Source organism: Paenibacillus sp. GCM10012306, assembly GCF_042649265.1.
In the GTDB taxonomy this organism is placed as follows: domain Bacteria; phylum Bacillota; class Bacilli; order Paenibacillales; family Paenibacillaceae; genus Paenibacillus_AQ.
In genome coordinates this window covers 200894-214833 of sequence record NZ_JBHRYW010000011.1, presented here as the reverse complement: position 1 = coordinate 214833, position 13940 = coordinate 200894, and the positions used below count along the sequence as shown (strand labels likewise).

At 46.6% G+C, this 13940-nt stretch carries 4 protein-coding genes; 3 read left to right on the top strand and 1 reads right to left on the bottom strand.

What is annotated here, in order from left to right; translation table 11 throughout:
- Positions 1–189: 189 nt before the first annotated feature.
- A complete protein-coding gene (locus ACFORK_RS22360; RefSeq protein WP_379203163.1) occupies positions 190–5460 on the top strand; it encodes an S-layer homology domain-containing protein in 5271 nt (1756 codons plus the stop codon).
- A 123-nt stretch (positions 5461–5583) separates the two neighbouring features.
- Here the strand turns inward: ACFORK_RS22360 and ACFORK_RS22355 are convergent, their stop codons facing one another.
- Positions 5584–7668 carry a serine hydrolase domain-containing protein gene (locus ACFORK_RS22355; protein ID WP_379203161.1) on the bottom strand — a complete coding sequence of 695 codons (2085 nt, stop codon included), beginning with the start codon at positions 7666–7668 and terminating at the stop codon, positions 5584–5586.
- Positions 7669–7897: 229 nt separating this feature from the next.
- Here ACFORK_RS22355 and ACFORK_RS22350 point away from each other — a divergent pair, with 229 nt between their 5' ends.
- Together ACFORK_RS22350 and ACFORK_RS22345 are read left to right on the top strand one after the other, a co-directional pair.
- Positions 7898–10996 carry a hybrid sensor histidine kinase/response regulator gene (locus ACFORK_RS22350; protein WP_379203159.1) on the top strand — a complete coding sequence of 1033 codons (3099 nt, stop codon included), beginning with the start codon at positions 7898–7900 and terminating at the stop codon, positions 10994–10996.
- A 128-nt stretch (positions 10997–11124) separates the two neighbouring features.
- Positions 11125–13911: a glycoside hydrolase family 3 C-terminal domain-containing protein gene (locus ACFORK_RS22345; RefSeq protein ID WP_379203157.1), complete on the top strand. Its 2787-nt coding sequence runs from the start codon at positions 11125–11127 to the stop codon at positions 13909–13911.
- The last annotated feature ends 29 nt before the right edge of the window (positions 13912–13940 follow it).

The window sequence follows — 13940 nt, the reverse complement described above, 5'->3', positions numbered from 1 at the left end:
CTATTGAGGGATATATTGACAAAATGCGAGTAATTTTATAGGGTAAACTAAGAATTTAGTTCTTTTATTAGGATAATTAGGAAGGGAGTCCTGTTATTAGGTAGTAATGTACAGATCATGGGTTATAAATATTCGAATAATGTAGGAGATGAAAGAATGCGTTCGAGAGAGTTTGCGAGATTTAGGAGAATGGTTTCAGTAGTATTGATATTGATATTATCTTTGCTGAGTGTGCTGGAGGTCTCGGCTGCTCCATTGAAGGTAGATGTGATTTCTGCCGACCGCGCTGTGGATAGTACACAGAAAATAGTGGTTAGTAGTGTGTTAGATGTGACCTACACAGATATTCCTACACTTCAGGATATAGAGTTTTCTCTATTTAAAGATGGAATAAAAGTTGGCAGTCAAATCAAGAATAAAGAAGATGTAAAACGGCGTACAATAACGGATACCGTATATTCTATGGAATTTACCAATCTTTCTTTTGAAGGATTAAAAGTTGGGGAGGCTTACTCTCTTCAGGCTCAATACATGGGTAAGGATGGCCTGGTGACGACCGAACCGCAGACCATTCGTGTTCCGGCTACAACCAAAATCAATCTGACTGTAGAACGGATGCCCAAGAATTCTAATACATATATAGCTGCTTCCACTGGGGAAATTCGCAGTGATGACCAGAAGCTCAGACTTACAGTTACGAGTGAAGGTGTTCCTCTAGTGCGTAGTAAAATCGTTGTGGATAGTTACTACTCAGAATACCGCTACGCGATTACAGATACGAACGGTCAGGTGGAATTGAATAAATCGGAGTTTAATGCAAACCGGCCTGTTCTATTTGTATTCATTAATCAGGGTACAGAACATTATGAGGCTTGGCCATTATATGTCACCGATCTCCAGCCAGCAGGCACGCATACTGTAGCGATACGTTACCTGGATGAGACAGGAAAACTTGCACAGTCACCGGCCAACAATATCAGCCTACCTTATGGGGCTTCAGACAGGGTTGCTGTTCCAGGTTATGATGTACTTACACTAAGTACAGGTTCCATCTCTGGTAGTTACAGTTCTTACATATGGCAGATCCGAAACCAAACCCTCCTGTTCCAGACTAGCCAAGCTGCACTGTTCTCTGCTGAGTCCGGAACGCATAAGGAAATCATACAGGATGCTAGTGATTTCAGTTGGTTAAGCTTTGATTACACCTGGAATGGAAAACCGTTGACGGTAGAGTCTTATTCCATTGTCTTTAACGATCAGTATAAGCAGATCACTAGAACAGCTGGAGCTTTTGAAATGAGAACAGCCGGAGTATATGTTCCGAAAAATAAAGAGTACGATATTACAGCGCTCGCAAGCCTTCCAGGAACGAAGGATAAAATTATCATCCGGAGTCAGGTCAGACCTGTCGATTCGGAGACAATACTGCATTCTGATGCTGTGTCTGCAGACTACAGCGCTTTGAAACTACAAATTCCAGATTTGTCCACGTCAGGTTTAGGAAAGGTCGAGTTTACGTACTTGAACAACAAGTATAATGTCAATCGGATCAGTACATATTTCCCGATACAAGCTACCTCTTTGTATGTTGAAAAAGGTGAAGAGATTCATAGACTGACAGCGACTGCTGTATCAAGTATTCCTAATAACAGCACTTGGGATGTCGATCAAGTGGTTATAGCATCTTTTTTCAGCCCAACCGATAGTGAATATGCATTAACGGCTGGAAGCACTTATGATACGAACATTGTTACAAGCGTGTCAGGATCAAATTATTATGATGGAGTGGAGACTCGCAACGAAATTGTATTAGGTGAGACCGTTGATTACCAAGTAGTCATGGAGGATGAATACAAGAATAGTTTGGATATGAGCAGCAATTATAGAGTTCGCATCGTGGATGAATCCGGAACGGTGATTGAAGATAATTCAATTTACTGGTCGATGGACGAAAAAGACGGGCAGCTTCGCCGTGCAGACAAACGCCAATGGAAGCCTGCCAAATCAGGAACGTATAAGATCCAGCTATTACCTTACTATTACTCTAGTGGAAAGTATGTTTATGGAGAGCTACTCCATGAAACAGTGCTGAAGGTTACATCAAAGCAGGAGCTCGATATTGAGATTAGAGGTAAAGATGGAAAATTGGTTGATTTGGTAGACGAACCATATTTGAATACAGATCAGTCAGAGAATATGACGGTCACAGTACGTCAGCACGTGACAGGAGCCCAAGGCCCGTTGCTGGCCGGAGTTGAGATTAGTCGATTTGGCGAGTTGATCGGTGTAACGGATAGCCAGGGGCATCTGACCCTTCCTCAAGGGGATGCAGGTTACTTTAGCGAATTTATTTTTAAGAAACAGGGGTATTTATCTAAAGTTGTCTCCCTAGCAATTATTGACCCTCAAACCCAGGCTGTTGTTCGTGTGCAAGGGTTGGACAAACCTGAAGGTGACAGCTACGCAGGCGGCGTTCCGCTAGACAACGCCTATGTAATGGCTAAGATCAAGAAGGAAGATGGAACTTTCAATACACAAAGTCGGTATATCGATGTAGGCAAACAGCAAGCATTCCTTGTTACGCAATCCCCTTCGGTGGTGGACATAGACTTTATTCGATACAGTCGCACCTATATGGGCGTTCAAGCTAAGTATGGTTACTATATGTATGGTTCGATAGTGACTGAACCTGGTAAAGAATATTCGATGGTACTCGATGCCAGACAGCCTCTTCAACAGGTTAGCAAAGTGAAACTGACTCAGGTTATGAATCAATTATCGCTTGTGCGAAAAGATATGGTGGGATCGAAATATGTCCCTTATGTCATCAATAACAATACACCGGCAGAAAACTATTTCTATGCTACAGAGGGAACTTATAGTGTACTGTCCCAACCCCAAAGTGACACATTTATATATCGTGATGATGTAATCATTGGAGCAGGAGATCATACACTTGTGATTGACGATTCTCTTTCTACATTGGCTACGCTGGTGGCGCCGGCAGCGGGGGCTATTTATAGTGTTGAATATGCTACACAGGCGGGTTCAACTATTGTGGGTTATGCATATGACGCTGCCCAGGTTCAATTGACTCCGGGAGAAGTTACTGTGCAGGTAGGGCAGTCCGTCGGTGGTAGGGAGTATCAATATGATATTCATTTCTCAGCTGGAATATTAAAGGCAGGCACCACTACGCAGCTTGCCCTACAAACTATTAGCGGCTTGGATATTTTTGATCTGAAGGATGGGAAGTTGGTTCTTCCTACCGGGGATAGCTGGTTTAAGATAGGGTTAATGGATACAGCCGGGAACCGTATTGGACAAATAAGAAAGCCATTGGTTCTAGTGTCCGGTAGGGGTTCTTCATCTGGCTCAACAGGTCTGAACCCGACTGCTGCATCGTATGAAATCCAGGATGTAACAGGAAAAACGCTATTTAAATCAACCGCAGATAACTACTATCCGCTATCCATTAGCGCCATTCAGGAAATTAATGATTCTTTTCAAGTTCTCCCTTCCGGGAATTATGTGCTTAAAGCCCAGATGACAATTGATGGGCAGACCTATACTTTGAATAAAACATTTGAGCTGGAGTCCAGCGGCGGAACGGTGGTCGATCCGGGAGGAAATAACCCGGGCAACGGCGGAGGAAACGGACCGGGTCCAGGAACTGAGCCAGGTCCAGGAAATAACCCGGGGCCAGGGACCAATCCAGGCCCGGGACCAGCCGGAGGAGGAGGCAATCCAGGTGCAATCCCTGCTGCTCCCACAGTAACTGTTAACGACAGTGTAGCTAAACAGAATGCCAAGCTTCAGGAACTGCTTAAGGACGGAGCAGCTACTGCAGCGGAGCGGGCTTCAGCAGCCCAAAGCGCGTTGGCAAGTATTGCTGAGTCTCTTAAGGCAGCCGCAACCTCTGAGGAGGCTGAGCAGAACAGCAAGAGTCTCTCACAGGCACTGGAGAGTGCAACTCAATTGCTCGGATCGATACAAGATGCTGCAGCGAAGCAAAAAATCGTTACTGCGGTTAGCGAATTGGTAGGCAGTGCACCTTACCTGCTGAACAAATTAGATACTGCAGACAAGGCTGTGAGCTTCGCCCAGACGCTGATCCAGAATGCGGCGGCTGTTCTGAAAAATGCTAGCGGCGTTCCTGCAGAAGAAATTCTGCAGTTGAAGAACGGTGTCATCTCTTCCAGTCAAGCGGCATTGAATAAAGCCGGAGAAGTGACTATTGCTAAGGAAGATGTATCAGTTACGGGAAGTACAGTTACTTCCCAATTGAGCAAGGACTTGATCAATAAGCAGATCGTCTCTGCGAAGCAGGCGCTGACTACCGTTACTGGTGAGCTTAATACCAAACTGGGTGCAGGGTCGGCTCAGGAGCTTAAACTGTCTCTGACAGTCAAGGTACCACCGATGGGCGAAGGTCTGCATAAGTTGAACACCACTTTACCAGCAGAAGTATTAACCTTGGTAAAAGAGAACGGTATCGACGGATTGAAGCTACAGATGGATCATACCGCATTTACCATTGCTCCAGATACCTTCGGGGCTGTAGAAGCGGGACAAAACATCACTTTAGCGGCTGAAGTTGTACAGAACGCTATAGTGAATAAACCAAATCAGGCAGAGCCATTAGCTAAGATTCCTGTGATGGAGTTTAGTGCCTCGATTGGAGGCAAGACGGTAGAGGCGTTTGCCAAACCGATGAAGGTTACCTTCGATGTATCTTCTATAGATCCGGCGAAATACTCAGGAGCTGATCTGGAGAAGCTGACCTTGTATGTCTTGAACGATAAGAGCCTGACGTGGGAAGCGGTTGGGGGTAAATATGATCCGATAACACAAACGGTAAGTACGCTGCGAGGACATTTTAGCCGGTATACCGTTATGCTGGGCAAGGCAGTTTCCTTCACAGATGTGCCGGCGACTCATTGGGCAACGAAAGAGATCCACGACCTGTTGACCAAGGGCATCGTAGACCAGGCCGGAGAGTTCCATCCATCCAAGCAGGTAACACGTATAGAATTCGCGAGCTGGATCGCAAGAGCTTATGGTTTGGAGGGTAAGGGGATTACCTTGCCATTCAAAGACATCGCTCCGAATAACGACCATTACAACGAACTGGCGGCCGTTTATGCTGCAGGGATCATCAGCGGAAAATCAACGGCTGTCTTTGATCCTGAAGCTAGCATTACCCGTCAGGAAATGGCGACCATGCTGGCCCGAGCACTAAAGACTTACAACGGAGTGAAATCCGTTGCTCAGCCGGACGTGGTGAACGGGGCCTTTACGGATGGGGCCAAGATATCCAAATGGGCAGCGGATAGTGTTGCTCTTACCAAGAGTACACAGCTGTTCGGAGGGTTCGAGGATAAGACCTTCCGTCCTAATCAGACTGCTAGCAAGGCAGAGGCTGCAGCCCTGATTTACCGTTTATATCGATTGAAATAGAGAGTATAAGATACACCTAAAAGGAGCCGCAGATCTGAAATGATCTGCGGCTCCTTTTTTGCGATATAAGAGAAAACAGCCCTGGGGAAACTGTTGCAGTGAAGCATACGAATCGGCGACGATTTACTTTCCGATCTTCAACGAAATTTCAAACTTCGCACCCGCGTCACCCACGAATACAATGGTACCGTTCTTCGGTAATACAACCGTATTTTTACCGCTGACTGCTGAATCGTTCACACACATGCCGGCTTCGTCATATACGACAACTGCGCTGTTTGCAGGTAGTTTGACGGACAGAGTCTTTTCTTTGGCAGCGGCAGGAACGCTGAACCATCTGGCAAGCCCGTCCGCTTGGATGGTGGCTGTGGATTGTTTACCAGTATAGAGCGGCTTTAAGATCTCTTCACCAGCATACAAGTAACCGCCTGTTGTTTTGACATACTCAATGCCATCCTTCGTAAAGAAATTGAATTCCATGCTATCTCTACCTGCTATAGTGGGAATTTGCAGCTGGCTGATCGCTTTGTTTGCATCAACGATTTTATTATTAACGATATAGCCAGGAGCTTCTTTGCTCGTCACAATTGGAAAAGCAGGCAAACCCGAGAAGTAGGATATCGATGAGTATTTCTCGTTCATCATGTAATATGTTTTGCCCTCACGTTTGTCCCATGCGGCAGCTACATCTTTGGATAATGGATTAGCTTCAAGCTTTTCGGCGGAGTATTCAGAGAATACGGTCTGCCCAAGTCCAGGTACGGATACATATGCGCTGGACCACAAGTAGGTGCGTCCATTTTTTTCGACAACAAATTTGAACTTTTCCGTGCCATCCGCACTCTTAAAAGAACCATCGGTAGTGTACACATACTTTTGACCAGGATCGCCTGGGAACAGAAGTGAGGTTAGTACCATTTCACCTGATGGGTTGATTGCTATCTTCATCAATGAATTGGAAGCGCCATAGATGCCTGCATAACGGGACATCTCTTGCGGCATTTTTGCCTTCACTGGGAGGCCGTGCGACTTCTCTGCCTTCTGCTCTTTAATTACACCCTTCGCTTGCAATGCGCTAAGCAGCAGTTCATTCGCGAGCAATTGATCGGTTGTGCTGGAGCCACCAGATGAAGTCACAGCAGCAGCCAGATTATACTCTGGGAGCACGACTAACGATGAATGGAACAGTGTCGTGTCTCCTCCTTTGGTAAGCGCCTGAATACCATAATTATTGAATGGGAAGAGATCTACGCTATCCCAGCCTAGTCCGTAGGCAAAGGTCGCATCGGTATTGTTCGGCCACATGCCTTTTTTATATTCTGCTTCGGTCATTGCCTTGACGGATTGTTTGGAAAGAATGCCGTCTACTTGTCCCGTGAAGATCTGTGAGAATTTCACCAAATCCTCAGCTGTGGAGCGAAGCCCTCCAGTTCCGATGACATTATAATTTTCTAAAGGAAGTGGAGCCTGAGAAGAAGGAATAAAGGTCCCGGCTATTTTGGCTTTGTCTATTTGATCTATAGGGGTCTTGGTATTCTTCATCCCTAAAGGCTCTGTGAAATTCTTGTGGATAAACGTCGTAAAGTCCAACCCACTGACTCTTTCCAGCAGGATTTCAGCTAGTGTAAAGCCGTCGTTAGAATAGACCGAGAATGCTCCCGGGTCTGCCTTCAAGCTTTGAGTTGCTAATTGCTCTAACAGATGATCGTGGGCATAGGTATCGTTATCATTGAACAATAGCGCACGGTTAAAGGAAGAACCTTCAATACCTGCAGAATGATTTAGCAGCATACGCGGCGTAATCTGTTCGTAACGGGCATCTTTCATTGTAAAGTCAGGAATATATCTCGTAAGCGGCAGGTCCAGATCCAGCTTGCCTTCATCCACTAGTTTCATAACAGCGGATGCTACAAACATTTTGCTGGTCGACCCTATGCCGTAGATTGTATCAGAGGTTAACGGCACATTCTTCGTCAGTTGGTTCTTGCCAGAATGCCCGGAGATGACAATGTTCCCTTGGTCTATCAGAGCGTATTGCAGGCTTGTAGTACCGTAGGTATCGGTTAGTAGTGCCGCCTTCTCTGCAGCTGTTTTTTGGGAAGATACATAGTTAGTCTTATTGCTGCTGCTGTCGGCCATCACACTCAGCGGAGCTAGCAGTGTTAGCGCGAGTGTCGTGCTTAAGATCACAAATCGTTTTGCTCTCATCTCATTACCCTCTCTCATTCATTTCTGTATGCCTTAGTTTTCGGTGTTGTGTCAGCATAATGGAGTGAGATGAATTCTACATAAACGTAACTTTAACAGAATCTTAACAGGTACAATTGCGCTTCCATTTTTTTATTGGGTTTAGCCAGGTTTACTACTATAATTGAAACTAACTGAATTCGTAAGCATGTCTCATTCCACTATGCAGGAACTAAGGAGATAGTCCAACGTGCCAGATCATCGAAACAAGCTTGGGAAATGGAAATTCCCTCTCGTTATCACCCTGTTCATCCTCCTCCTCACCGGCTCACGTCTGTTGTGGATGACATCGTTTAACAGCGTAGATCATGCAAAATCTGTGCGTGGAGTGATGGATTTGCGCGATTGGAACGCGCGACAGGGCGGCACCATTCTGCTGGATGGAGATTGGGAATTCTATCCCCATGAATGGTTATTCGGGCAAACATCTTATGAACGTCCCCTAAGCGATAATTCCCAATTTATACAAGTTCCGGGGAGTTGGAATCAAGCGCTGCAGCCGGGGAAAGATAGCCCCTTTGGCTATGGAACCTACCGTTTGACAGTTCTTGTGAATCCCGACCATGATTTAAATTACAGCATTCGCACTGCCAGTATCCGAAGTGCGTACACGCTATATATTGACGGCCGAAAGTTGGCTCAGTCAGGAGAGACAGGGGAGAACGGAAAGAATTATGTAGCCAGAAATGTACCTTTCACAGCAACCTTTGCTGCTAGCAGCAGTGGGGTCATCGAGGTCGTAATTCAAGTGGCTAATCATGTGGATGTTCGGAAGAGTGGGATTGTCCACTCTCTTACCTTTGGATCGGAATTGGCAATTGAACAGAAACAAATGTTAGCTATATCCATGCAGATGCTGGATGTCGTTGTATTTTCGATGCAAGCTATTTATGCGATTATTTTGTACCTGGTAGGCAACAGAGACAAGAGACCACTGTACTTTGCCCTACTTGCGGTTAGCATCATGCTGAACAATCTGCTTGTGAATGATGACAAATTTTTACAACATCTATTACATTTCAATTATGACTGGAGCTTTAGACTTGCCCATTTGTCTACTATGGGTATCATTTACGGGTTACTGCGAAGCGGGAAGCAACAGATGCAGTTCTACTGGCCCAGAGCCTACCAATGGTACACTTCGTTTTGTACAGTTGACGTCATAGTGGCGCTATTCCTCCCTCTACGGTATCTCCTGATCTATCATCCTATTGTTCTAGTATTAATGGCTTCTTCTGTATTTCTTACACTCACATCCATAATTCGGGCATCTCTCAAAAATCTGAAAGAGAACATTCCCCTTGTGTTGTCGTTAATCGCGTTGATGAATCATTTCGTCTGGCTGATCCTTTCATTCGCAGTTGGCTTCAAAATGGACTTTTATCCGTTTGATTTGATCATCGCCACGACCTACTTTGCTTCCCTCTGGTTCCGGCAATATTTCAAGATCTATGCGGAAACGGGGATGCTTGCGGCCAAGCTGCAGAGAACAGACAAGCTCAAGGATGAGTTTCTGGCGAATACTTCGCATGAGCTGCGCAATCCGCTGCACGGTATCCTCAACATCTCACAATCCATTTTGGAGCGGGAGCAGCATGTACTTACAGAAAAAAGCATCAAGGATCTGGGGACGGTGTTGTCTGTAGGACGCCGAATGTCACTTATGCTGCGCGATTTGATCGATGCCAAAAGACTGCAGGAAGGAACTCCCCAGCTGAATCTTCGGAACGTTTCTTTACATGCAGTAACCACAGGTGTATTGGATATGCTCGTTTTCATGACAGCAGGGAAGTCCGTTCGATTGGTGAACGATATCCCCGAGTTTTTTCCAGATGTGCATGCCGACGAGAATCGGGTGATACAGATTGTGTTCAATCTGCTTCATAATGCGGTAAAGTTTACGAATGAAGGAGAAATTGTCATTTCCGTAAGTGTGAGAGAAGGGTGGGCACACATTGTCATCTCGGATTCAGGCATTGGCATGGATGAAGAGACGATGCGCCGTGTTCTGGAGCCTTATGAGCAGGGAGAGCTTGGAAAAACAATGGTTGAGGGTGGGTTTGGACTGGGTCTCAGCATCACCAAACAACTAATTGAGCTCCATGGTGGGACGCTGCAAATCAGCTCGAAGCCCGATCAAGGTTCGGAATTTGTCTTTACGCTGCCGCTGAGTCAAGGGGCCACTCCAATAGGGGATAAAGCAGCAGAAATTTTTGCATCAGAGGCCCTAATCAATGCGACAGTGCCAGATGCTCGCACTCTACCTGCCCAAGTTTCTGTCCAGCCACTGAAGAAATATATGGATAGACCTCGGATATTAATTGTGGATGATGATCCGGTAAATCTGCAGGTTCTGGAGGCCATTCTTTCGTTGGAGCAATACGACATCGTGACGGTTACAAGCGGTAAACAAGCACTAGCGTTATTAAAGACTAGGGAATGGGATTTGGTTATTTCTGATGTCATGATGCCTCAAATGTCAGGGTATGAGCTAGCCCGCAGCATCCGCCAGCATTTTACACTGACCGAACTGCCAATCCTTCTGCTCACCGCAAGAAGCTATCCCAAAGATATTGAGAACGGCTTCCTTTCCGGTGCCAACGACTATGTAACGAAACCCGTGGAGTCTTTGGAAATAAGGTCACGGGTAAGAGCGTTAACCGAAGTAAGGCAGTCTGTACGCCAGCGGCTAGAGATGGAAGCAGCCTGGCTGCAGGCGCAGATTCAGCCCCATTTTCTGTTCAATACGCTAAATGCTATTTCAGCCTTAAGTGAAATTGATTTGGTGAGGATGCGCAATCTGCTCGAAGCACTCAGCAGCTTCCTAAGGGATAAATTCAAATTGCAAAATATGAATCAGCTTGTCCCAATTGAAGAGGAGCTAAGCATCGTCCGGTCCTATCTGTTTATTGAACAGGAACGGTTCGAAGAACGTCTGCATGTGGTGTGGGAGCTTGGTGAATGCAAGGAACTGCGAATTCCGATGCTGACCATTCAACCGTTGGTGGAGAATGCCATAAGACATGGCCTTATGAAGCGCGCTCGCGGAGGGAGTATCTGTATTCGGGTGCTGAATGAAGAGAGTTATGCAGAGATCACGGTTCAAGACGATGGCGTCGGGATGGATGAAGACATGCTGCGCCAATTATCGGGGGGACATCCTGGTGACAGGCCGGGCGTTGGTCTGTATAATACGGATCTCCGGTTAAAGCGCCAGTATGGGGAAGGGCTGCGGATTCAAAGCAAGCTAGGTCACGGAACTTCAGTTTCATTTATTATTCACAAATAGAAGTGAGACGAGAGGTTCCGTCTTTGTTTTTTGCGAGCGGGACTTGTATATTATTATGATAGCCACTATTCTTTATAGGAGCTTTACATAGAGACAGGTCTAGGAAATGAAGATCAGGAGGAAAGAAATTGAGTACACAGAATGTGGGAATTCCATTAGAGGGTTTTGCAGAATTTAGCCGGACGGTGGCCGCAGAAGGTGCGGTACTACTGAAGAATGATCATCAAGTTCTTCCGTTGCGCAGCGGTGACAATGTTGCGATTTTTGGTAGAACACAAGTGAATTACTATCGCAGTGGTACAGGTTCTGGCGGTAGCGTTCACGTTGCTTATACAACGAATCTGTTGAATGGTCTTCGCAGTAAAAACGATTTTATTGTGAACGAAGAGTTGGCAGCTGTCTATGAACAGTGGATTGAGCAGAATCCGTTTGATGATGGTGGAAAGGTCTGGGCTGCAGAACCTTGGCACCAGAAGGAAATGCCTGTAACTGCTGAGCTTGTAGCAGGGGCAAGAAGCAAGTCCAACAAAGCCATCGTAGTGATTGGACGTACGGCGGGAGAAGATCAGGACAATGCTGACGCTCCAGGCAGTTACCAGTTAACCGCGGATGAGAAGGATCTGCTGAAGCAGGTTACAACTTATTTTGAACAAACCGTTGTCGTGCTGAACGTATCCAACATCATTGATATGAGCTGGATTAACGATGAGAGCTATGTACATCCGATTGCGGGTGTGATCTATTCTTGGCATGGCGGTATGGAAGGCGGAAACGCGATTGCCGACGTGCTGAGCGGAGAGGTAACACCGAGCGGTAAACTAACCGATACCATCGCCTATTCGATCAATGATTACCCATCCACAAGCAACTACGGTAATGAGTTCAAGAACTTTTATCAAGAAGATATCTATGTGGGCTATCGTTATTTCGAGACGTTTTGTCCAGAGAAGGTTCAATATGAATTTGGTTACGGGATTTCGTATACCTCCTTCCAAGTGGAGCCAGGGGAAGCCAAGCTGTCAGTCAAAGACGGCCAAGAGCATATTGAGATTGATGTACTTGTAGCTAACACAGGAAACCACTATGCTGGTAAAGAGGTTGTACAGGTCTATTACGAAGCGCCGCAAGGAAAGCTGGGTCAACCGGCTAAAGTGCTGGCAGCATTCGGCAAGACCCGTGTCCTTCAGCCGGGTGAATCAGAGCGTCTTACCGTAAGCTTCCCAGTGGATATTATGGCCTCCTATGACGACGCCGGAGTAACAGGGCAATCTTCTGCCTATGTACTGGAAGCTGGAACGTACCACATTTATGCCGGAACCAGTGTCAAAATGCTAGCGGAAGTAGCTGTCCAAGGCCAAAACGGTTACGTTGTGGAAGCTCTGCGAGTTGTGGAGCAACTGCAAGAGGCGATGGCTCCTACAGAGGGCTTCTCAAGAATGATGCCAGGTGCCCGGAAGGCTGACGGTTCATACGAGATCGTCTACGTAGAAGTGCCTACGCGAAAGATTGACATGGCGGATCGTATCGAGAAGAATCTACCGGGGGCCTTGGAGCAGACTGGAAATAAAGGACATATCCTAAGAGATGTTTTGGATCAGAAAATCACTATGGAAGCCTTTATCGCCCAGCTCAGCGACGAGGATCTAGCCACCATCGTTAGAGGCGAAGGCATGAGCAGTCCGTTGGTTACACCGGGTACAGCTTCAGCTTTCGGCGGTGTAAGCGATCAGTTGTTCAATTACGGCATTCCTGTTGCTTGTACGGCAGATGGCCCGTCCGGCATTCGGATGGACAGTGGGGCAAAGGCAACCCAGGTTGCTATCGGAACCTTGCTCGCAGCCACTTGGAACGCAGAACTGGTTGAAGAGCTGTACGTCATGGAAGGCCGGGAGCTGCTGGGTAACAATGTAGATACTCTGCTCGGACCTGGTCTGAATATTCGCCGTAGCCCGCTGAATGGGCGTAACTTCGAGTATTTCTCTGAAGATCCGCTGATTTCCGGTGTCTTTGCGGCAGCATGCACCCGCGGTATTATGAAAGGTGGCTCTAACGCCACACTGAAGCACTTTGCTTGCAACAACCAGGAGAAACACCGCAGTAAGGTAGACGCGATTGTGTCTGAACGCGCCCTGCGGGAGATCTACCTGAAAGGCTTTGAAATCGCAGTGAAGCAGGCTGGCGCAAATTCGATTATGACTTCCTACAATCCTATCAACGGACATTGGGCAGCGTCTAACTATGACCTGAACACCACCATTTTGCGTGGCGAATGGGGCTTCAAGGGCATTGTGATGACTGACTGGTGGGCGATCATGAATAATGTTGTAGATGGCGGACCTGCGGATCGGAAGTACACGAACTGGATGGTTCGTGCCCAAAACGATTTGTACATGGTCGTTCCTAACTATGGTGCAGAAATCAACGGCTGGGAAGACAACACCATGGAATCTCTGGAGAATGGATCGGTTACCCGTGGTGAGCTGCAACGTTCAGCTATGAATATTTGCGAATTCATTATGCACGCACCGGTGTTCTCCAGAAAACATGAGATTGTAGAGACGGTTGTTGCCTTCACAGGTAATCCATCGCTGTCTTCCGAAGGGGCACATGTGCTGTCCGACAATGCGCAGGTTACACCAGCGACCACTGGTTCAACTTTTGTAAAAGTGGACGCGGCTGGCCAGTACCGGATTATTGTTCATATCATGTCTCCAGAGCCTGAACTGGCGCAAACCGCTTGCAACGTCACACTGAACGACCAATTGGTGACAACCATTCAGACGAATGGTACGGAAGGCAAGTGGATTAAGCAAAAGCTGGTTAAGATCGAACTGGAAGCAGGTCTGTATGAATTGAAATTGGACTTCGTTAAGCCAGGTCTGCAAATCGACTGGATTGAATTCAAGCAAGCCTAAGAGCAGGTGCCGAAGAACAGGTAGTTCTG